Annotated in this window: 19 protein-coding genes; 11 read left to right on the top strand and 8 right to left on the bottom strand. The window is 43.0% G+C overall.

From position 1 onward, the window contains the following. Positions 1–50: 50 nt before the first annotated feature. The 6 genes from L4C39_RS13690 to L4C39_RS13665 form a co-directional block, all read right to left on the bottom strand. A complete protein-coding gene (locus L4C39_RS13690; protein ID WP_017051573.1) occupies positions 51–317 on the bottom strand; it encodes a DUF2960 family protein in 267 nt (88 codons plus the stop codon). A 73-nt stretch (positions 318–390) separates the two neighbouring features. Beyond that, positions 391–2,220: a bifunctional molybdopterin-guanine dinucleotide biosynthesis adaptor protein MobB/molybdopterin molybdotransferase MoeA gene (locus L4C39_RS13685; RefSeq protein ID WP_429746408.1), complete on the bottom strand. Its 1,830-nt coding sequence runs from the start codon at positions 2,218–2,220 to the stop codon at positions 391–393. Continuing rightward, the gene (mobA, locus tag L4C39_RS13680) at positions 2,220–2,804 is read right to left on the bottom strand and encodes a molybdenum cofactor guanylyltransferase MobA (protein WP_171756731.1); all 585 of its coding nucleotides are present in this window, start codon (positions 2,802–2,804) and stop codon (positions 2,220–2,222) included. Before mobA ends, L4C39_RS13685 begins: the two co-directional genes overlap by 1 nt. After that, on the bottom strand, positions 2,782–3,501 hold the full coding sequence (locus L4C39_RS13675; protein ID WP_017051570.1) for an energy-coupling factor ABC transporter ATP-binding protein: 720 nt from the start codon (positions 3,499–3,501) through the stop codon (positions 2,782–2,784). The genes mobA and L4C39_RS13675 overlap by 23 nt, the downstream gene beginning before the upstream one ends. 9 nt (positions 3,502–3,510) lie before the next feature. Further along, a complete protein-coding gene (locus L4C39_RS13670; protein ID WP_017051569.1) occupies positions 3,511–4,209 on the bottom strand; it encodes an ABC transporter permease in 699 nt (232 codons plus the stop codon). A 47-nt stretch (positions 4,210–4,256) separates the two neighbouring features. Beyond that, complete coding sequence (locus L4C39_RS13665) at positions 4,257–5,069, bottom strand: ABC transporter substrate-binding protein (RefSeq protein WP_171756733.1); 813 nt, start codon at positions 5,067–5,069, stop codon at positions 4,257–4,259. Between the two features lie 346 nt (positions 5,070–5,415). Between L4C39_RS13665 and L4C39_RS13660 the strand changes: the two genes are divergently transcribed. From L4C39_RS13660 to L4C39_RS13650, 3 genes are all read left to right on the top strand, one after another. Continuing rightward, on the top strand, positions 5,416–6,867 hold the full coding sequence (locus L4C39_RS13660; RefSeq protein ID WP_017051567.1) for a sigma-54-dependent transcriptional regulator: 1,452 nt from the start codon (positions 5,416–5,418) through the stop codon (positions 6,865–6,867). Then, positions 6,845–9,031 (top strand): sensor histidine kinase, encoded by a 2,187-nt coding sequence (locus L4C39_RS13655; protein ID WP_429746405.1) that lies wholly within the window; start codon positions 6,845–6,847, stop codon positions 9,029–9,031. Before L4C39_RS13660 ends, L4C39_RS13655 begins: the two co-directional genes overlap by 23 nt. Before the next feature lie 288 nt (positions 9,032–9,319). Beyond that, on the top strand, positions 9,320–10,906 hold the full coding sequence (locus L4C39_RS13650) for an ABC-F family ATPase (protein WP_429746403.1): 1,587 nt from the start codon (positions 9,320–9,322) through the stop codon (positions 10,904–10,906). 191 nt (positions 10,907–11,097) lie between these two features. On the opposite strand, the gene L4C39_RS13645 is transcribed toward L4C39_RS13650, so the two are convergent. Together L4C39_RS13645 and fdhD are read right to left on the bottom strand one after the other, a co-directional pair. Continuing rightward, a complete protein-coding gene (locus L4C39_RS13645) occupies positions 11,098–12,984 on the bottom strand; it encodes a methyl-accepting chemotaxis protein (protein WP_429746401.1) in 1,887 nt (628 codons plus the stop codon). Positions 12,985–13,331: 347 nt separating this feature from the next. Next, positions 13,332–14,156: a formate dehydrogenase accessory sulfurtransferase FdhD gene (gene fdhD, locus L4C39_RS13640; protein WP_017051563.1), complete on the bottom strand. Its 825-nt coding sequence runs from the start codon at positions 14,154–14,156 to the stop codon at positions 13,332–13,334. A 229-nt stretch (positions 14,157–14,385) separates the two neighbouring features. Here fdhD and L4C39_RS13635 point away from each other — a divergent pair, with 229 nt between their 5' ends. The 8 genes from L4C39_RS13635 (at position 14,386) to L4C39_RS13600 (ending at position 22,931) form a co-directional block, all read left to right on the top strand. After that, entirely contained in the window at positions 14,386–14,904 is a 519-nt protein-coding gene (locus L4C39_RS13635; RefSeq protein WP_371730644.1) for a DUF3305 domain-containing protein, read from the top strand. Further along, the gene (locus tag L4C39_RS13630) at positions 14,894–15,508 is read left to right on the top strand and encodes a DUF3306 domain-containing protein (RefSeq protein WP_429746399.1); all 615 of its coding nucleotides are present in this window, start codon (positions 14,894–14,896) and stop codon (positions 15,506–15,508) included. The genes L4C39_RS13635 and L4C39_RS13630 overlap by 11 nt, the downstream gene beginning before the upstream one ends. Before the next feature lie 316 nt (positions 15,509–15,824). Then, on the top strand, positions 15,825–17,486 hold the full coding sequence (locus tag L4C39_RS13625) for a 4Fe-4S binding protein (RefSeq protein ID WP_429746397.1): 1,662 nt from the start codon (positions 15,825–15,827) through the stop codon (positions 17,484–17,486). 6 nt (positions 17,487–17,492) lie between these two features. Then, positions 17,493–18,152 carry a TorD/DmsD family molecular chaperone gene (locus L4C39_RS13620; protein ID WP_429746395.1) on the top strand — a complete coding sequence of 220 codons (660 nt, stop codon included), beginning with the start codon at positions 17,493–17,495 and terminating at the stop codon, positions 18,150–18,152. 73 nt (positions 18,153–18,225) lie between these two features. Then, positions 18,226–18,423, top strand: coding sequence for a twin-arginine translocation signal domain-containing protein (locus L4C39_RS13615; protein ID WP_017051558.1), 198 nt, complete (start codon positions 18,226–18,228; stop codon positions 18,421–18,423). A gap of 10 nt (positions 18,424–18,433) precedes the next feature. After that, a complete protein-coding gene (locus L4C39_RS13610) occupies positions 18,434–21,289 on the top strand; it encodes a formate dehydrogenase subunit alpha (protein ID WP_429746393.1) in 2,856 nt (951 codons plus the stop codon). An 11-nt stretch (positions 21,290–21,300) separates the two neighbouring features. After that, complete coding sequence (gene fdh3B, locus L4C39_RS13605) at positions 21,301–21,909, top strand: formate dehydrogenase FDH3 subunit beta (RefSeq protein WP_017051556.1); 609 nt, start codon at positions 21,301–21,303, stop codon at positions 21,907–21,909. A 17-nt stretch (positions 21,910–21,926) separates the two neighbouring features. Beyond that, positions 21,927–22,931 (top strand): formate dehydrogenase subunit gamma, encoded by a 1,005-nt coding sequence (locus tag L4C39_RS13600; RefSeq protein WP_017051555.1) that lies wholly within the window; start codon positions 21,927–21,929, stop codon positions 22,929–22,931. Positions 22,932–22,959: the final 28 nt, after the last annotated feature.

The raw sequence follows: 22,959 nt of genomic DNA, 5'->3' as shown, positions 1-22,959 counted from the left end.
AAAGAGTAAAGCAATCGGCCCTTTGTGTTTTTGCAAAATAACCTGTTAAATTATTCTTCTTTCTCGCCAACACCACGGTTTACTTTTGGCTTCATGGTGATTTTACCAAAACCAAGTTTTCTGAAGTGATTATCACGATAGTTTCGTACTGATTTAGTATCAGAGATAGCTTCGATTTGCTGTTCCATTTTTAGAAACTCAGTTAAATCGATGCCTTCTTCTTCTGCTACCGCTTCATGGATATTGCGGTGATGTTCGTATGAAAATGTCAGTGTTTTTTCTTCATCTTTATAAGTGTAGATAATGGTACGAGCCATTGAATATTCTCTCTAAATATTTAAACAAAAATGCTAAACAGCATCTTTAAACAAGTTCTTTGAATGATATTGGCTAGATTCTGCCTTGAAGTGGGATGATTGTCACGCTTTCTCCCTCTTTTACTGTATCAATCGCTGGGCTAATCTCAATCAAACAGTTCGCCTCACTCATTGAACGAAGGATCCCAGAGCCTTGTTTGCCTGTGGTTTTTACTTCTAATTCACCATGTTCATTCATCGTATAAACACCACGGCTGAACTCAGTTCTTCCTTGACGAGAACGAAGTTGTTCACTCGCAATCGCTGCAACTTTCAATGGCGTCCAATTGGACTCCCCCTGCATTTTACGAATCGCAGGCTCAACAAAATTAATGAACGATACCATTACCGCCACAGGGTTCCCCGGCAAACCAAAGAAAGGCTTCTCATCAATTTGTCCGAAGGCAAGTGGGCGTCCCGGACGCATGTTAATACGCCAAAAATCAATTTGCCCTAACTTTTCAAGAGCGAGCTTAATGTAATCCGCATCACCAACAGATACACCACCAGACGTAATCACTAAATCCGCTTGTTGCGCTGCATTTTTCAGTACTTCCATCATGCGATTTTCATCATCTTCAATGATGCCTAAATCAAGCACTTCACAACCTAATTTTTGCAGCATACCCATGATAGTAAAGCGGTTAGAGTCGTAAATAGAGTTCGCGCGTTGTTCTGTTCCTGGGGCTTGAACTTCATCACCAGTAGAGAAAACTGCCACTTTAACTTTGCGCAGTACAGGGCATTCACCAAAGCCAAGTGATGCCATCATCCCCATTTCCGGAGATTCAACGCGTGTACCTTTAGCAAATACAGTTTGACCAATAGAAATGTCTTCACCTGCTTGACGAACATTTTGTCCTTGCTTAATCAGCGCATCAGGAAAACTTACAGTGTCACTTTCTTCAATCGCTTGCTCACGCATGACAACAGTATCTGCACCAGTAGGGACGGGGGCTCCAGTCATGATTTTAACAGATTCACCAAGTTGGAGTTCTTTGTCATAAGCGTAACCCGCAAGAACTTCAGCTACGATTTTGTAGGAATCGCGTTCTAGATCATCCCCGCGAATCGCATAACCATCCATTGCAGAGTTTGTGTATTGAGGGACATTTATCGGAGAGACAATATCTTCATTTAATACACAACCAGAAGACGCCATTAACGGAGACGATGTTGTGAGGGTTTGCTGAGAAATAAGAGAGAGGATTTTCTCTTGTCCTTGACTAACGGAAAGCGCTGCTGGTGCCAGAGTATCACAGCATGACATCTCTCTCTTTTTGGATGTTGATTTGCAATCAAGTGCTGATTTACAGTCTAGAGAAGTCGATTGGCCATTTAACTTAGCAGCATATTGGATGACGAAATCGGCAATAGCATCAAGGTCATTAATCGACATTTGTGGCAGTTCAGTTTCAACACGGCTATCCGCTGCAATCGCGATGATATTACTGTCATTAGTGTATAGCCACGGTTTACCCACTTCTTCCCGATGTAATTCAATCTTAGGGAATGCGATATTCTTACAGCCTTCAACTAAAATCAAATCAAGTTTATCAGTATCAAATCGGGTCAACAGGTATTCGAAATCGGCCTCAGCTTCAGGAGTCTCAGTCATTAAAGCATGGCGGTTGCGTGAGGCAATTAACATCTGTGATGCCCCTGCTTTTCTCAAGCGGTGGCTATCTTTTCCAGGCTTGTCGACATCAAAGTTGTGGTGAGCATGTTTAAGTACGCCAATTTTTAGCCCTGCATCGGTCAGTTTCGGCAACAGCATCTCTAAAAGGGTCGTTTTCCCAGTACCGCTGTAGGCAGCAAAACCAAGCAATGGGAGTGTAGGTACTTTTATATTTGAAGTCGTCATTATTGAATAGTTCCAAATTGCTTAAGTTCTTCAGGAGTGTTTAAATTAACAAAGCAGGTAGGCGAATCACTAAAATCGACATAACTGGTTTGACACTCTTTATACAACAAGATGATTTTACGGTCGCCACGTTGTAAAAAAGCTTCAAGCTTAGGCAAAACGCGCTTATGAAAAAGGGTAAAAACAGGTTGTTTATAGTCACCATCGTGTGCGACTAAAATGTCCGAATCCACTTGAACTTCAGCACAAAAACGAGCGACTAAGTCACTGTTAATTTGTGGGCTATCACAAGGAACGAAACCAACCCAATCAGTACCCGCATGCAAAAGACCAGCATGAATCCCACCTAGAGGCCCGGGATAATCAGGGAAAGAGTCAGAGACAACCGGAGCAAGGGTGCTGTACTGCTCTACATTACGATTAGCATTAATAATAATGCTATCGGTTTGTGTGGAGAGTTTATCGAAAACGTACTGAATTAGTGGCTTACCATTGAGCTCCACTAATCCTTTATCTTTACCGCCCATGCGACTTGCTTGCCCACCGGCTAAAATGACCCAACTAGTTTCCGTTGGTTGCAACATATGAATTCTCTTGTGCTTGTTCTTTAGAAATAACGTGTAACAACGGTGATTCAACCATGGTTGTCTCTTTAATCCACCACTGTTTTTTGCATAAATCAGTTAGCGCATTGGTTTGATGACTGGTAATGACCAAACTTGATCCTCTCTGTAACAGATCTTTTGCCATGACAACCAATCTCTCAATGGACTCTTGGTCTAAGGAGGCACTTGGTTCATCCATCAGAAGTATTGATGGTTTTATGATCCAAGCTCTTGCCATTGCGACACGTTGTTTTTCGCCCCCAGATAAGACTGAAACGTGCTCGTCTGCAAGGGTCTCTAATCCTACCATTCTTAGGGCATTAATAACCTGTGCTCGTTTGTCTTTTGTCGCTTCTTTTTGAAAACGAATGGCATAAACAACGTTTTGATACACTGAACCATCAAATAGATAGGGTGATTGATGCAGATAAATGACATCTTTCCTGCCGGTTTTTCTAAACATCGTCGAAAACAGAGAGCGGTTAGGGCAATCGACTTTCCCCGTTGTTGGTTTAACTAAACCTGACAAAATTTTAAGTAAGGTCGTTTTTCCTACGCCATTGTCGCCTTTCAAGTAGATAGCGTCATTTGGGCCAATCGATAGCTCAGGAATGTGGAATAAAACACGATCTTTAAAACGCATCGAAAGCTGTGTAGCGGTTATTTTTATCGTCATTCCGCGCACCTAAGTCCGTAAATAACCTTTTCCTCTCATACTAGAAAGGAAAAAATTGAGAATAAGAGCCAGTGTCAGTAAAACAATACCGAGTGCAACACCTTGAGCAAATGCACCTTTATGGCTTTCCATTGCAATAGCGGTTGGAATATTTCGAGTCATACCCATGATATTACCACCGACCATCATTGAACAGCCAACTTCGGTAACGATACGAGAGAATGCTGCTATGGTCGCAGCAAAGAGTGGAAAACGGGTTTCCCATATTAAGGTCGCCGCCACTCTTGGGACTGAAACACCCAAGGTAATGGCTGTTTCTACTGCACGACGATCACTCGATTGTAACGCGCCATGCATCATAGAGACTAGAATAGGAAAACAGATGAGCATTTGGCCCAAGATCATCGCTTTTTGGGTGAAAAGCATTTGCCAATCACCTAATGGTCCCGCCCGTGAGAGAAGCATATACAGCAACAAACCAATCACAACCGTAGGAACGGCTTGAAGTGTATTAATGACAGACAGCAGCAGCCATTTCCCAGTAAAGTCAGTGTAAGCAAGAATGAAAGACAACATAATTGCTGGCAACAGAACCAGAGAAATAGCGGAAAGTGAGACACTGGAAGAGACCGCAACGATCTCCCATAAATTGGTATCTAAACTCACCAGCAGATGTAATGCTTCTAACGTAGTTTGCCAAAGGCTCATATTGGTTTCCGTTAAGACCTATTTTCTTGAGAACAAATCGTTAAGACCTATTTTTCTTGTGCGTTTGCTACAAACAGTTGTTTACCGTTTAATTTAAAATCATTAATCAGCTGCTGAGCTCGTGGGTTAACTAACCAATCACTGAATGCCTTCGCGCCTTGGTAGTTGATGCTAGGGTAACGTTCAGGGTTGACTAAAATCACTTGATACGGGTTAAACAGTTTCTTATCGCCTTGGAAAAGAACAGAAAGCTGAATTTTGTTTTTATAAGCCAACCACGTACCACGGTCAGTCATGGTGTAACCTTGCATTTCTGACGCCATATTCAATGTTGGGCCCATACCTTGTCCAACAGAGCGGTAACCCCCGAAGTTCGGTTCCATTTTCGTTTGCGCCCAAATGCCCATCTCTTTTTTATGAGTGCCTGAATCGTCGCCACGAGACACAAAAGTCACGTCATTTGAGGCGATCTTTTTGAACACTTCGGTCACATCTTTTTCAGATGCTATTTTCGCTGGATCTGATTGTGGGCCAACGATAACAAAGTCGTTATACATTAATTTACGTGGCAGAACACCGTAACCTTTCTCAACAAAGTTCGCTTCCGCTTTTGGTGCGTGGGTCATCACTAAATCAACATCACCATTTTGGCCCATGCGAAGGGATTTACCAGTACCTGCCGCTAACACATCTACTTTTAAACCAGAATCTTTCTCGAATTCAGGCAATAAATAATCCAACAGACCAGAGTGATAAGTGCTGGTTGTTGTCGCCAAACGTACGTGAGTTGCATCATCGGCACTCATTGCGGAGTAACTGACGAGAGAAAGAGCGGCAAAAGTAACTGTAATCGCTTTCATTATGTAATCCATTATGTAGTTATTAAATTTAACGCAGAGTGATTATCTGCATATGCTCATGTATGAAGATAACCGAAATTAAATTTCGAATCTGATAAGCCACGAGCTTATTGCAAACCTAATGCCAAGTTATTTGATTGCGTAAAGTATACCAAGATGCTGTTTTTAAACTCGATTTATAGAGATAATTTAAGAAAACAGACAAAATGTCTCACATTAGTTAGGTTGAATATAAGAAGTATTGGTACACTCTGTCCCATAAGATTCAATAATCTCGAAATCAACCGTCAATATACTTATTCGGTTCTCTCCCCAATGATTAACAGATTCATATTTAAGGCTTTCTATGTCCAAACTGACCGATTACAAAAATACATCTCAGTACCAAGCATTCTCTGTTTTAGTTGTCGATGATGAAGTGGGGATGCAAACCATCTTAAAAAAAGCCTTAGGGAAATGGTTTGCCAAAGTGGATACCGCGGGATGTATTGATGACGCAGAATCTCTGAGAATGAGTAGTCATTACGATCTTATTATTTTGGATATCAACCTTCCTGGTCGTTCAGGCATTGAGTGGGAAGAGGCGTTTAATGATTCAGAAAAACGCGCTGATGTGATTTTTATGACGGGTTACGCCGATTTAGAAACCGCAATTTCAGCCTTAAAACTGGGCGCATCGGATTTTATTCTCAAGCCATTTAATTTAGAACAGATGCTACAAGCAGTGCAGCGATGCATGGATAAGCGTTTGAGCGAAAGAATGCAATACGCGCTACAGCATGACTTTAACCGCTACGTGACAACAGAAATTATTGGTGGCTCAGATAAAACGAAACAGCTCCGCCAATTAATCACTCAATTCGCACCGTCAAGAGCCTCCGTTCTGATTGAGGGAGAGTCGGGAACGGGAAAAGAGTTAGTCGCCCGTGGTGTGCATGAAGCGAGCCAACGCACTGGGCCTTTTGTCCCCATCAACTGCGGTGCGATTGCACCAGAGTTGCTTGAAAGTGAATTGTTCGGGCACACATCCGGAGCATTTACGGGAGCTAAAAAAAATAGAGAAGGGCTATTTAGAGTCGCAAGTGGCGGTACACTATTTTTAGACGAAATTGGTGAAATGCCACTTCCAATGCAATCAGCACTGTTACGTGTATTAGAGCAGCGAACCATTCGTCCTGTTGGCTCAGAAAAAGAGGTGAGTATTGATGTTCGAGTTGTTGCGGCCACGAATCGCAACTTGCTTGAAGAGGTTGATAAAGGCAATTTTCGTCGAGATCTCTATTACCGACTGAACGTGCTCAAAATCGAAGTTTCACCCTTGCGCGAACGTCGTATCGACCTGATGGACTTAGTACCGTATTTCACGCGCATGTTAGCGGCTGAATTGGCGATGCCAGAGCCTAAATGGGCGCACGAAGATATACTCGCAATGGATGAGTACGAATGGCCAGGGAATATACGTGAATTAAAGAACCTGATGGAACGCTGCATATTGTTAGGGAAACCGCCTGCTCACTACTGGCGTGAGCTTAACGGCACATCTACGCCAACTCACGTTTCAGTGACGGTGTCACACAGTATGGAAGTACCATCCATTCCAGAAGGAAAACCCGACAATATTATCGGTTACCCAAATTCATGGACGCTAAAAGATGTCGAAAAGTCTCATATACAACAGCTTGTCGACTATCACGATGGCAATAAATCAGCTGCGGCAAGAGAGCTAGGCGTCGCGAGAAAAACACTAGAACGTAAATTTAAAGAGTGGGACACCGATGGCTCTGAATATGTTGGCTGAGACAGGTTTTATCTCTAAATGGCGCTTTCGCTTTAAGACGATGGTGCGATATAGGTTACTATTTTTAACTTCAGCGCCTATATTTCTGACTCTATTTGCACTGGTTGGAATTACCATCTATTGGTCGATCCATTACACGTGGCAGCAAGCGTTGGTAAATATCTCCGAGCGCCTAGATGTGGCTGATAACAGCATTAGTCTGCTCCAACAAAAGCAGGCTAATCATGTTAATGCGCTCTCAAATTCTTATGACTTTAGAGTATTAGTCAATAAGCAAGCAACAAATACCGAGATCTCGCAATGGGTGACTAAACAAAAAGTACGCTATAACTTAGATTTTCTTCATTGGCACCCAAACGATGTTGTCGTGCATCCGTGGCAGTTAACGGGCGCTCAAAACGAAACTGCTTTTTTCGATTTACTTGATAAACGACAACTTGAGCATTTAGATCCCGATCTAGCAAATAGAGCTCAAGTCCCAATTTTGAGTACAGCTCAGGTAGAAACGCAAGGGCTAGTGAGTAGGACAATTGTCCCTGTCCGGAATCAAGAGAAAGAGATCATAGGCTTTCTTGATGGTGGCCTGTTGTTAAATAACAGCACGAAACTTGTCGATCAGATTCGGGATCTTATCTACCCACCAGCACACAAAGCGTATTCGGCGCAAAGTCATCAAGCAACTGCAGCAACAAGCAACAAGCTGATGACTGAGAGTGATTCAAGTAATAACAATAATACAGACCATCTGCTGGCAGAAAAAAATGAGCCACTCGGTGGAAGCATAAATAAGAAAAGAACGTCTAGTCGTCCTGTTGGAACCGTGACCATTTTTCTTAACGACCTACGTGTCTCGACGAATGTTCCACTTAATAGCGACATTAGAGAAGGGCGTGCGATCGGAACTCGCGTTTCTCACTCTGTTCATCAGAAGGTATTGAATGATGGCAAAGAGTGGATTGATCGAGCGTATGTGTATGACGCTTGGTATATCACTGCTTACCGACCACTTAGAGATCAACAAAATAATGTCGTAGGGATGCTCTATACCGGGTATTTAATCTGGCCACTATTGAAAACCTACCTAACTAACTTAGGTGAAATAACCTTTACCATTCTTAGCCTACTGCTTATTTCAGGTTTCATGGTGTATCGAGGCTCTAGAGACCTCTTTAACCCAATCGAACAGATCCATAAAGTGGTAAAAGAAGTTCAAATGGGCAAGAACACCCGCATTGGTAAGATCGGGTTAGATGACCAACATGAACTGACGCAACTCGCAAAACAATTCGATACCATGCTCGATCTACTCAGGCAGAGAAATGCTCAAATCGAACAAGCTGCAGCAGAGCTAGAGTGTAAGGTACAGGTCAGAACCGCAAGTTTGCACGAAAAAACACAACAGCTTGAGCATCATATACAACTGCTCAATCAGACACGTGATAAATTGGTTGTGAATGAAAAACTGGCCGCGCTTGGTGAGTTAACGGCCGGTATTGCCCATGAAATCAACAACCCAACCGCAGTAATACTTGGAAATGTGGAGTTGATGAAGTTTGAGTTAGATGAAGATGCAGAGCGCGTAGAGGAAGAGATTACCGCCATCATGGATCAAATAGATCGCATCAGAAATATTACTCGCAGCCTTTTGCAATATAGCCGTCATGGTGGTGTTCAAGATGAGATCACTTGGCAACATGTGAACCCTATTCTCGATGAAAGTATTACGTTGGTAAAAACGGGAGCTAAGAAACGAAACATTACCTATAAAACGGATTTACATGCCAAAACATCCGTCGAAGTAAATCGAAACCAGCTGTTGCAAATACTAGTCAATTTACAGATGAATGCTATCCACTCAATGGATGGTGAAGGGCAGTTGACCGTCATCAGTGAGGATTGGATCAAAGGAGATGAGAGTATAGGGGCGATAATTCATGTTGAAGATCAGGGGTGCGGAATCAAGCCTGAAAACCTGAAACGTATTTTTGATCCCTTTTTCACCACTAAACGTGATGGCACCGGGTTAGGGCTCTCAGTATCTCAAAGTATTCTTAGCCAGACTGGTGGAGAGATTCGAGCAACGTCGACCTTCGGCAAAGGAAGCCGTTTTAGTGTTTATTTACCCAAGAAATCTGATACCAACCTGCTCATTACTAGCAAGTAAACACAGGGCTGTTTTTTTCACTCATCCCTATACTCGGCCGGTCGATAGTCCGCCGAGTGTCAGGCTGACATTTAGCGACGTCAGTGGTTTATTCGAACAGAGAGAGTATGCCCGATATACACCCAAGCTCTTTTGATGAAATAATCATCAATTATTCACCATATTCCCTTCCCTTAAGAGTGATGTACTTCACGAAAGCTGCTATACTCGCCCCGCTTTTAACGCTAGAGCTGTCTATTTGATGGCTTTTTTAACGTTTGATAACTATACGACAATTGGAAGAATACATTGATATCTACCGCAAACATTACCCAACAATTCGGCGCTAAGCCTCTTTTTGAAAACATCTCAGTTAAATTCGGTGAAGGAAACCGCTACGGTCTCATCGGTGCTAACGGCTGTGGTAAATCGACGTTTATGAAGATCCTTAGCGGTGAGCTAGAGCCTTCTGGCGGTAACGTAAGTGTTGATCCAAATGAGCGTGTAGCAAAACTGAACCAAGACCAATTTTCTTATGAAGAATTCACCGTTCTAGACACGGTAATCATGGGCCACAAAGAACTTTGGGCAGTAAAACAAGAGCGTGACCGTATTTACTCTTTGGCAGAAATGACTGAAGAAGACGGCATGAAAGTGGCGGATCTAGAAGTTGAATTCGCAGAAATGGATGGTTACATGGCTGAATCTAAAGCCGGTGAACTTCTTCTTGCTGTAGGTATTCCTCTAGAACAGCATTACGGCCTAATGAGCGAAGTTGCTCCTGGTTGGAAACTTCGTGTTCTATTGGCTCAAGTACTGTTCGCAGACCCGCACATCATGCTTCTTGATGAACCAACCAACAACTTGGATATGGATACTATTCGCTGGTTGGAAGACACGCTAAACCAACGTAACTGTACAATGATCATCATTTCGCATGACCGTCACTTCCTAAACAGTGTTTGTACGCACATGGCGGATCTAGATTACGGTGAGCTTCGTCTTTACCCTGGTAACTACGATGAGTACATGTTTGCAGCAACCCAAGCTCGTGAGCGTCTACTATCTGATAACGCGAAGAAGAAAGCACAGATCGCAGAACTTCAAACGTTCGTATCTCGTTTCTCTGCAAACGCATCAAAAGCGAAACAAGCAACATCTCGTGCTAAGCAAATTGATAAGATCCAACTTGATGAAGTTAAAGCATCAAGCCGTCAGAACCCATTTATCCGTTTTGAGCAATCTAAAGAGCTATTCCGTAATGCACTTATTCTTGAAGGCATTAACCAAGGCTTTGAAGAGGATCTATACGAGAAGTTCGATGCAATTTTTGAAGTTGGTGAGCGTGTTGCTATCATCGGTGAGAATGGCGTAGGTAAAACAACGCTGTTGAACACGCTTGCTGGTGTTCTAGAACCTCGTAACGGTTCTTACAAATGGTCTGAGAATGCAAACATCGGTTACTACGCGCAAGATCACGCACATGATTTTGAGCAAGATCTAAATCTATTTGATTGGATGAGCCAATGGCGTCAAGAAGGCGAAGACGAGCAAGTTGTTCGTAGTTTCCTAGGTCGTATGCTTTTCGGTCAAGACGATATTAAGAAATCAGTAAAAGTGATCTCTGGTGGTGAACAAGGTCGTATGTTGCTTGGCAAGATCATGATGCATAAACCAAACATGCTTCTTATGGATGAACCAACCAACCACATGGATATGGAATCAATCGAAGCATTGAACTTAGCACTTGAGAACTACAAGGGCACACTGTTCTTCGTTTCTCACGACCGTCAGTTCGTTGATTCACTAGCAACTCGTATCCTTGAAATCAGAGATGGAAAAATCAATGATTTCCGTGGTACGTACGCCGAGTTCTTAAAATCTCGCGAATCATAATTTAGTTTAAGATCGCAGAGTTACTGGTTAGCCACTTTCGCTCTTGCATTTCGGCGCACCAGAAACTAAAAGCGAAATTAAAACGAAAAACGCTCCGCAAGTCGGAGCGTTTTTGTATCTGTCACCTACACATTTGTTTTAAGCGAATCTTCCTCTCTCATTCCTCATTTGTTAATCGCACTATCTTGGTATCAATATTTAAATTGACCGACTACGCGTTCTAATTTTTCGCTTACCTCTGTGACATGTTCACTGCAATGCACTGATTTAATTACAAGATTTGATGTATCGCCTGCCAGTTCCGCAATTTGCGTTATGTTACGGTCAATTTCTGCTGACACCATCGATTGCTCTTCTGAAGCAGTCGCAATCTGTGAATTCATATCAAACATCTCACTAATTTGATCGACGATCTTTGTGATAGAACTCGCTGCATATTTCGTTTGTTCATTCGTTTCATGTGCTTGACCTAAACTGGTTTGCATCAAACTCACCGTTTGCTCAACACCATCTTTTAAGCCTGAGATAGTGGACTCGATTTGCTTAGTTGAATCATTGGTCATATGAGACAGTTGGCGAACTTCATCCGCGACCACCGCGAAACCGCGTCCATTCTCTCCCGCTCGAGCCGCTTCAATGGCAGCATTCAATGCGAGTAGGTTAGTCTGCTCGGCAATGCCTTGTATGGTGGTTATTACCGAGTAAATATCACGGCTTTGCGACTCTAATGTTTTAATCAATATCTGAGATTGTTCAATATTCCGAGTGAGCTCTTGAGTGCTTGCGCCCGCAATATTGGTTAGTCGCATGCTTTCTTCCGCTTCCAGTTTAACATTGTGTGCAGTATGAGCCGCGCTTTCGATGTTTGCTGTTATCTCGTTGCTTGTCATAACCAATTCATTAACCGCCGTCGCAACGGACTCAGACTCCGCTTTCTGTTTACTCACATTATCAAGACTTTGAGTGGCGGCTTGCTGTGATGTCTCTGAACATTCAGTCAGGACATTCATCACTTGAGCGATATCGGTAATATTCATCTGCAATTTAGAAATGAATAGGTCGAACGAATTCGATAGCTGCGCCAACTCATCACTGCCTTTAGCATTCATTCGAACGGTTAAGTCACCACTACCATGAGCAATGTCGCTCATCAGTGTATTGATATCATTGATTCGCCTTGTGATCATATTCGACACAATGATAATCATGCTCGATACAATCAAAACAATAGCGCCTCCCATTAACGCCATATCACGTTTTATTTCCGTAGAGAGTACATCGACGCTGTTATTAATTTGAGTGAGCATACCTGAAAGTGCTTGCTCTGTTTGATGGACATTCGCACGTAGTTTGCCGCGCATTCCTGAATTTGGAGAGAGGCCGAAAACGACCATCGCATCGGCCAAGGTTTCAAAATGGCGTTGGTAAATCGTGAGGTTATCATTAGCAATATCAAATTCAGCAAATAACACACTCAACTCGTTCAATGCTTCAATGAATGTTTCCCGACTCTCTGCGCTTGGAGAGCTAACAAATGTGTACTCTTGCTCAATAAGTTCAATAAACTGAAGCGTGAGAGAAACATTGCGCTCTTGCTCTAGTTGTTGGTGCAATAACTCCCGAGATTGGCCGAGCTTTGCACGGTAACTGTGTTCGCTTTCAGAATTTATCAACAGTGCATGCTGGCTTAAATTATCAAATTGGTTTTTATAACTCTTCAGCGAGCCGAGTAGCTCATCAATCTCATGATGGGGTTTAGAATCTATCGACATCAGCAAAGGCTGGAGGGATGCGATATGGCTCTCTAAATCAATATAAGTATTGTCGAACTTAGATAAGTACTTTTCATCCTTACGCATCAAAAAGTCTTTCTCATGGCGTCTAAGCGTTAAAAGTTCAGCTTTACTGGAAAGGTTTAGCTCTGCGGCATGGTGAACGAGCTCAAGCTTTTGCAAACTATAGAACTCATAGATGGCATAACTCGCGATACCAGAGAATAGCGTCATCGTGATAAGTAATAATTTAACTTTTATCGATAATGAACGCGATGGAGCAGCGTTTTTTGGTGACCCATTCATAGGCACCTCCTTGTTAGCTAACGTCGACGTTGACCACTATGTTTTGGTTTAAACCAATTTATAATTAACTTCTTTAGTGGATATACAACTAATAGCTGTGAAACATATTATTACAAGTTTGTATAAATAAAAAAAATGAAAGGGATATTAATTATGCAGGATTTGAATAGTAACCACTTGAATTTATAGAACTTAATAAAGTAGTGATGAAGGAGAGACAGATAAAAAAAATACTGCATTCACCAATATTGGAAAATACAGTATTTATGATCTAAGGGAATATCATTTCAACCATAGATTGTGGCGTAAAGTATTGCGATGTACAGGGTAATCATTAACAGCTTAGGCTATGCGTTGCCTTTAACATCAAACTCAATTTTATCTGCTCCAGTAAAGACTTGGAATCGTAAACCTTTTGCACGAGCAATGGTCGTAATCCCAAATTTCTGCGCCAGATCGAGGCCCATTTGAGTGACACCAGAGCGAGAAAGTAGAACCGGAATACCCATCTGGGCCACTTTAATCACCATTTCTGAAGTCAATCGACCTGTGGTATAGAAGATCTTATCTTCGCCACTCTCTTTGTTAAGCCACATCTCACCAGCCAAAGTATCAACGGCGTTATGTCGGCCTACATCTTCTACAAACGACAATACCTGATCATCTTTGCATACCGCACAACCGTGAACGGCGCCTGCTTTTTTATAGGTATCGTTGTAGTGTGTTAAGGCTTCAAGCGCAGTATAGATTTGAGATTGCTTAATCTTGGTTTGTGGAACCTGATAGTTATCCAACTGCTTCATCACATTGCCATACATAGTGCCTTGCCCACAGCCAGATGTGACGGTTTTCTTCTTTAATGCTTCATCAAGTTCGCTGGTGTCTTCTTTTGTAATAACCGCAGCAGAGTGAGTTTCCCAGTCAATAATCACGGAATCAATCGCTTCAGGATCGCTCAAAAAACTCTGATTCTTAAGATAACCCAGAACTAAAGCTTCTGGTCTTGAACCAAGAGTCATTAAGGTGACAATTTCTTTCCAATTTAACATCACTGTAAGAGGGCGCTCACAGGCGATTTGTTTCGTTAGTTTTTCACCATATTCATCGAATACTTCAACTTCTAGCGTTTGAAATGGGTTTGCCCCAGTTTTAATGATATTCGGCTTGGTCACTAAATGATCCTTACATTGTTTGAAATGGTCATAGTTTGAAATGGTCATACAGAGTTGTGAGTCAGATAAAGTCTGTTGCCTCTGTCGTAATACCTTATACGTTATAATTGATTAACATAGCAATTCTTGTTCCAAAAAACGTTAATCAATAAAACGACTTAAATGTGGCTGGCGTGAAAATTGCTTTAGTAACAGCAAAGAGAGAATGAATAAAAGGTATGCAACGCTTATGACTCACGAGAAACAGGTAAACGTCGATGACTCTAAAAGCCAAACGGCAACGGTCGAGAAGACAGAGTCTATTTGGCATATTGAGTGTCAGTTAATTTCAGAACAGATCGTTAAGAAGCTTTGGACGACCACCCAATGGCAACTTAAAGGGTTCAATACTCGTCCTCAAATATTGCAGAAAAATGTAGGACTATTAGAGCTTCATAGAGATGAGCGTACGGATTACCGATTCAACTTGAACTCTCAGATGCCTAAACTCTTTGTCGTACTCGAAAATTTAGATGACGAAAGTCTTGAAGAGAATAGCGAAGCTAACGTTATCGCACCTAACATTGTCACACTTACCGCGTCTCAGAGCGTTGCAGGACAATATATGGACGGTGATTACTTGGTGCTTTCCGATGACATGCCATTAGCGGTACAAGCTTGGATGGAAGCGTATATTGGGCGTCATGGTGAATTGATCGAAGTTCGACGTAAGAAACGTAAAGGGGCGGGGCGCGCAAGTGGCAACTAACTTTCTTTCACGCTGGTCTCAACGAAAGCTGAGTAACAAAGAAGAGCCTGTAGATGAAGTCGATCTTGATGTCGGTAGTGAGGCTGCGGCCAATGCACTGAGCGCGAATGAAGCGAATTCTAACCTTATAGCGACAGAACCTAACACGATAACTACAGACCCTAATACGTCCAAAGAGAGCGGTGTTAGCGAAACTGGTTATCTAGAATCTGACCCTCTCGAAACAGAAAGCTCGGCCGATGTTGTGGACGCTTCCGTTACAGATCTTCCCGTAGCTGAACTATTAACCGCAGGTGCTGAGGCCAGTGTTAAGAAAGCTGCGCTGAGGAAGCTATTTCTGAGTGGCGAATTTAGTGAAGTCGATGCGTTGAATGATTACGATCATGATTACAAAGCCGTTAAAACGCTCTCAAAAGAGGTTGCTGAAACACTAAGAGGCTGGGCGAAAGAGATTATCGAAGATGATCCTGAGGGTATAGACCAGCCCCAAGAGAGTGCGTTGAATGATGAGGCGAATACTATCGCCAGCTCAGCAGAGCCCAATACAAACGAAACTCATCAATATGTTACTGATGCCAAAGTCGCTGATGAGCATCATCAATGATGACCAAATTGAGCATAATCAAGATAGTATGAAACAATCGCCACTTAATGAGAATAATTACCAATAGAAACAATCACTAAATACCTCATTAGGGCTAGGACAAAATATACCACACAACAAATAGGTACATTTTGACTGATGAATCAATTGAAAGAGTGAGACAAATTGTCCCGCTCTTTTTTTTTGTTTGATGAAACTGAACTTTTAAGATGCAATTTATGTGTATCTAACTGTTATTTAATACAAAAGTAAAAATGGAACACTATTTGCTATACAACGTCTATCGCATGAATACGTTCTTTGATGGAACCAAGCAATGTTAAAACAATTTTTACAACAAGCAGAATCGGACAATGGAAAAGCAAGAGCCTTTGCTATTGAGAATACGGTTGAGTTAACCAACCTTATTCCACCGACAGTCAGTTATGAAAGTGGCGGTAATACGCTAATTATTGGTCCAACCGCTATCATTGTGAGTGCATCTGAACAGCTCTCTCAAATGAACTCTTTGACCCTTCTGTCTACTGATGGCGAGAGATCTGAGCATTCCAATCTTTATTTCGCTAATTCAATCGAACTAAGTGGATTCTTAGGCACATTTGAAGTTGTTATCGAAAATCATGGTGTTCGCTCTAATCTTGCAAAAATAGCCGTTCACAGTGACTGTTTTGATGTAGTTTTGGACTTATCTCTTAATGGTTGTATGACGGAAGAAGTTCCAGTCCCTGGTTATTACCCGGTAGGAAGAGGTTATCCCTCACTCGCTGAAGCGCTAGAAGAGATCCCAACGCTAATGGGAACCTTTGATAAGCCAAAGTACTTCCGTTTGGATACCGATCTTTGTGCGCACAGTTCACGTGGCGTAAAAGGGTGTGAGCGATGTGTTGATGCTTGCCCTGCTGGTGCTCTATCTAGTGAAGGAAATGATAAGATTGGTCATAAGATCGAGATCAACCCTTATTTATGTCAAGGCGTGGGAACATGCGCGACAGCTTGTCCTACAGAAGCCATTCATTACGCACTTCCAAATCCTCAAGATACCCAAAAATTCATCGAACGTACGCTGCTTAATTACGAAGAGGCGGGCGGGCGAGATCCTATCGTGCTGATCTGTAGTGCTCGTCATGAAACTTATAATTTGATGGCGCTGAGAGTACTACCAGATAACGTTGTTCCAATTGTGGTTGAAGATTTGGCTTCTATCGGTATTGATACTTGGTTTGCAGCCTTGACCAATGGCGCGACTCAAGTCTTGTTTGCGGCGAGTAAGCACATGCCTCAAACCATTCAACGCGTACTGAATCATGAAGTCGGAATTGCTCAAGATCTTCTTGATCAGCTTGGTATCAACAAAGAGTGCGTTGATATCTTGTATCTGGAAACCCTAAGACATCAAACGCCATCATTGCAAACTCTTCCTTTTGAACTTTGGATAGGAGAGTTAGAAGGGAATAAGCGAGAAAGGCTATTCACCGCACTTGATGCTTTAGCAAGTAATCGAATTCCGGTTGAAACCATTCAAGAAATGCCTTCAACAGCTCCGTATGGTTCTGTTTCGTGTAGTGAGAAAGATTGTACGCTGTGCATGGCGTGTGTGGCGGTTTGTCCTACTGCGGCTCTACATAATGATGGTCAATCTCCAAGCCTTAAATTCATCGAACAAGATTGTGTTCAGTGTGGTTTGTGTGAAAAAGCCTGTCCTGAAAATGCATTGAGTTTAGAACCTCGTATGAACTGGGATAAAGAGACTCGCCAGTCTGCTATTTCACTTTATGACGAACCCGCAGCAGAGTGTTTACGCTGTCATAAGCCGTTTGCCCCGCAATCTATGATTACCATGTTACAAGACAAGTTACGTGGTCACTCTCATTTTTCTGATGCTGCCTCTCTTAACCGTATTGCGATGTGTGAAGATTGCCGTGTGGTTGATGTTTTTGAGTCGATGGCGGAAAAGCCTGAAGATCAACTGACTTACTAGAAGGGAATGAACGTGGAACTAGAACAAGATCAATCCTTAAGAATCGATATCTATCTGCTGATTGCGCAGTTATTAAGAGAATCACCAAGCCAAGATTTACTCCATTTCCTTGCGGAGATTGAACTGAATCAAGGTACTCAGCCAATGGCTATCGCGTGGGCTAAATTGAAATCGGCAGCTCAAGCAGGTGATGTTTCCAAAATCGAAGAGGAGTTTCAAGATCTCTTCATTGGTGTTGGGCGCGGAGAAGTCGTTCCATTTGGTTCATGGCATATTGCTGGTGCATTAATGGAAAAGCCACTATCCGATCTCCGCCAAAGTTTAGCGGAACTTGGCTTTGAACGAAATGAGGATGTGAAAGAGCCAGAAGATCATATGGCAGCACTTTGTGAAGTGATGTCTCTATTGATCGAGTCTTCGAATGATGAACCTAAAGCTGCATTTGCGATTCAGAAGAAATTTTTCAACCAGCACATATCGCCTTGGTACCTGTCGTTAGTGAATCACATTCAACAATCAAAAAGTGCGGATTTCTATCTAGCTGTTGCCGCTTTAATTGAAGGTTACTTGAGCTTAGAACAAGTGAACTTTGCAGAAAACCCGATGAATAAAAGAAATAACTCAAAAATTGACGTGAAGAACGTTGTTGATTCAGCAACGAATTAACCAGAACTCCACATATTAAGCAAAAGAGATGCACAAGCATCCACTGATGCCAATTTGGCAAAGGACGCAATGTATGAAAGACAAAAACGAAGTAAACACCAGCCGACGAGATTTACTTAAAGGCATAACAACAGCGACAGTAGCAGGTGCTGTGATTGCTGGCACGACTAAAATCGCTGCGGCATCGGATACTGAACAACCTAAAGTTGAAGTTAAAACAGAAGGTTACAAAGAAACTCAACATATTCGTGATTATTACGACACGCTTTAGGAGCTAAATAATGAAATTAATGAAACGCTCCGATAGCGTAGCAAAGGCTGAAAATCAGTTTGGTATTAGCCGCCGCGCATTTATGAAGAACTCTTCACTTGCTGCTGGTGGTGTAGCGGCTGGCGCTTGTATGTTTGCGCCGGGCATGATGAAAAAAGCGGAAGCAAAAACAGTAGATGCTGATGCTAAAACTGAGATAAAACGTACCATCTGTTCACACTGTTCTGTTGGCTGCGGTATCTACGCAGAAGTACAAAATGGCGTATGGACGGGTCAAGAGCCCGCTTACGATCACCCGTTTAACGCTGGTGGACACTGTGCGAAAGGTGCTGCGTTACGTGAACACGGTCATGGTGAACGCCGTCTTAAATACCCGATGAAGTTAGAAAACGGCAAATGGAAGAAGTTATCGTGGGATCAAGCGATCGAAGAGATCGGTGAGAAAGCGCTGCAGATTCGCAAAGAGTCTGGTCCTGATTCGGTTTATTGGCTAGGCAGTGCAAAACACAGTAACGAACAAGCCTACATGTTCCGTAAGATGGCATCGCTTTGGGGTACGAATAACGTCGATCACCAAGCGCGAATTTGTCACTCAACCACAGTAGCTGGTGTTGCCAACACTTGGGGTTACGGGGCAATGACAAACTCTTTCAATGATATGCATAACTGTAAGTCGATGCTATTCATTGGTTCAAACCCTGCAGAAGCTCATCCCGTTGCCATGCAGCACATCTTAATCGCTAAAGAGAAGAACAACTGTAAGATTGTGGTTGCTGACCCTCGCCGCACTCGTACTGCAGCTAAAGCGGATCATTACGTATCGCTTCGTCCTGGTTCTGATGTCGCCTTTATTTGGGGCGTGCTATGGCATGTGTTTGAAAATAAATGGGAAGACAAAGAATTCATTCGTCAGCGTGTATTTGGTATGGATGAAATCCGTGAAGAAGTGGCGAAATGGACGCCAGAAGAGGTTGAGCGCGTAACTGGCATTTCACGTGATGAAGTGTACCAAACGGCGAAACTGCTTTCTGAAAACCGCCCTGGTTGTGTGGTTTGGTGTATGGGTGGTACTCAACATACAACGGGTAACAACAACACTCGTGCTTACTGTATTCTTGAACTTGCTCTTGGCAATATGGGTAAATCAGGTGGCGGTGCAAACATCTTCCGTGGTCACGATAACGTTCAAGGCGCAACAGATTTAGGCGTTTTATCTCATACACTTCCGGGCTATTACGGCTTATCTGAAGGCGCGTGGAAACACTGGTCTAAAGTATGGGAACTTGATTACTCTTGGGTTCAAAACCAATTCGACCAAAATAAATATCGCGGTAAAAAACCAATGAACAACATGGGTATCCCTGTGTCTCGTTGGATTGATGGTGTATTAGAAAATAAAGATAATATAGAACAGAACGATAATATCCGCGCGATGTTCTATTGGGGTCACGCCGTAAACTCACAAACTCGCGGCGTCGAAATGAAAAAAGCGATGCAGAAGCTCGACATGATGGTCATTGTCGATCCATACCCAACCGTTGCGGCTGTCATGAATGACCGTACGGATGGCGTGTATCTGCTTCCTGCAACCACACAATTTGAAACTTCAGGTTCAGTAACGGCTTCAAACCGCTCGTTCCAATGGCGTGAGCAAGTGATACAACCACTGTTTGAATCGAAGGCCGATCATGAAATCATGTACTTACTGACGAAGAAACTTGGTTTTTCTGATCAACTTTTCAAAAACGTTGCCGTGAACGGAAATATTCCCGTCATCGAAGACATCACTCGCGAATTCAACCGTGGTATGTGGACCATTGGTTACACAGGCCAAAGCCCTGAGCGAATCAAGTCACACACCATGAACTGGCACACTTTCCATAAAACGTCATTAGAAGCGGAAGGCGGCCCTGCGCACGGTGAAACTTATGGTCTTCCTTGGCCATGTTGGGGCACCCCTGAAATGAAGCACCCGGGTTCGCATATTCTTTATGATACATCGAAACCAGTAGCTCTTGGTGGTGGTAACTTCCGTGCTCGCTTTGGTGTTGAATTTGAAGGTAAAAACCTACTTGCAGAAGACAGCTTCTCAAAAGATTGTGAGCTCGAAGATGGCTACCCAGAATTTAGCTCTAAACTGCTAAAACATCTAGGTTGGTGGGATGATCTTACTGAAGCTGAGAAAGCCGCTGCTGAAGGCAAAAACTGGAAAACAGATACGTCTGGTGGTATCCAGCGCGTCGCGATTAAGCATGGTTGTATCCCTTACGGTAATGCTAAAGCTCGTGCGGTGGTTTGGACATTCCCAGATCGCGTTCCGTTGCACCGTGAGCCACTGTATACACCGCGCCGCGACCTAGTTGCTGATTACCCAACCTGGGATGACAGTGAATCGATCTACCGTCTACCTACGATGTACAAATCAATTCAAGATCAAGACAAGTCGAAAGAGTATCCGATCATTCTAACGTCTGGTCGTCTTGTTGAGTACGAAGGTGGTGGTGAAGAGACACGTTCAAACCCTTGGTTAGCGGAATTACAGCAAGAGATGTTCGTTGAAGTAAACCCGAAAGATGCCAATGACATTGGATTCAAAGATGGCGATATGGTTTGGGTTGAAGGCGCAGAAAAAGGACGTATTCATGTGAAAGCAATGGTGACTCGTAGAGTGAAACCTGGCTTAGCATTTTTGCCTTTCCATTTCGGCGGTAAATTCCAAGGTGAAGAGTTACGTGATAAGTACCCAGAAGGAACCGATCCTTATGTGATTGGTGAATCTGCAAACATCGCAACGACTTATGGTTATGACCCTGTAACGCAAATGCAGGAAACCAAAGTTACTCTCTGTAAAATTAGTAAAGCGTAGGAGTCATAAAGATGGCTAGAATGAAATTCCTTTGTGACACCAAGCGTTGTATCGAATGTAATGGCTGTGTCACAGCATGTAAAAATGAAAATGATGATGCTCTAGAGTGGGGTATTCAACGTCGACGTGTTGTCACTTTGAATGACGGTGAACCGGGTGAAAACTCAATCTCAGTGGCTTGTATGCACTGTACTGATGCACCTTGTATGGCAGTTTGTCCAGCAGACTGCTTTGAGCATACTGAAGATGGCATCGTGCTGCATAATAAAGATTTATGTATCGGCTGTGGCTACTGCCTGTTTGCTTGCCCGTTTGGTGCACCACAATTTCCTAAGCAGTCTGCTTTTGGTGAGCGTGGAAAAATGGATAAATGTACTTTCTGTGCTGGTGGTCCTGAAACGGAAGCGGGTTCTGAAGAAGAGCGCAAAAAGTACGGTGCAAACCGTATCGCAGAAGGCAAACTGCCAATGTGTGCGTCACTTTGTTCAACTAAAGCTTTGATTGCGGGTGATGCAGAGAAAGTGTCTGAGATCTTCCGCCAACGTGTGGTAGAGCGCGGAGCAAAAGGCGCTGGCTGGACAAACGGCGAAGATCTTTCTTTTGATGCGACTAAGAGCTAATGATGACGGAGAGAGTTATGTTTCAGCGTCTTAAACGTGCGACTCTCGTGATGCTGCCTTTATTGGCAGCATTCCTACTCGCGTTTAGTTTTCCTACGTCGGCACAAGAGCAGAGTGCATCTTCTGCTGAGAAAGAGATGACTCAGTTAGCGGGAGCAGATTTTTGGCGTCAAGTTAAAGATGGAGAAGTCGGGTATACCACCTCTCAATTTCCTGAGCATGGCATGCTTATCAGTACCCCGGGACAAACATGGTTCTTATTAAAAGAGAAGTGGATGTCACCTGCTGGTGCAATCGCTATTTTTGGTAGTATCGCGATGGTCGTCTTGGCTTATATTGCTGTAGGGCCGTTAATGCTGAGTGCACCGAGAACAGGTAAGAAAATTAAGCGCTGGTCTCGTTTAGATCGTGCTTTGCACTGGAGTATGGCGTTTACTTTCTTAACGTTGGCTTTTAGTGGATTGATGTTGGTTTACGGAAAACACTTCCTAAAACCCTATATCCCAACCGATTGGTGGGGAAACATCATCTATCTCGCTAAGCAGTACCATAACTATGTAGGTCCACTGTTCTTCATTCTACTGACTTGTATCTTATTGAAATGGTGGCGTAAGTCGCTATTCAACAAAACGGATATATCTTGGTTTATGAAGATGGGCGGTATGGTAGGGAAACATAAAGGAACCCATCCATCAGCAGGGTTCTCCAATGGTGGTGAAAAAGCGATCTATTGGTTACTGATCGTTTTTGGTGCAGTTGCAGCGGTCAGTGGCCTAGTGCTCGACTTCCCAATTTTTGACCAAACTCGCCGAGATATGGAGCTATCGAATCTGGTTCATATGTTCTCTGCACTGATCTTGATTTGTGGTTTCATCTTCCATATCTATATCGGTTTATTTGGCATGGAAGGCGCACTAGAAGGTATGGTTACTGGTGAAGTCGATGAAACGTGGGCAAAAGAGCACCATGATCTTTGGTATGAAGAGGTGAAGTCGGCTCAACACTCAGAGAAGAGTGATTAGCAGATCTCTTTTATCAGCAACATCAACC

The sequence above is a fragment of the Vibrio clamense genome, from assembly GCF_050337905.1.
In the GTDB taxonomy this organism is placed as follows: domain Bacteria; phylum Pseudomonadota; class Gammaproteobacteria; order Enterobacterales; family Vibrionaceae; genus Vibrio; species Vibrio cortegadensis.
The sequence above is the reverse complement of the archived record's forward strand: the minus strand, read 5'-3'. Positions and strand labels throughout refer to the sequence as shown.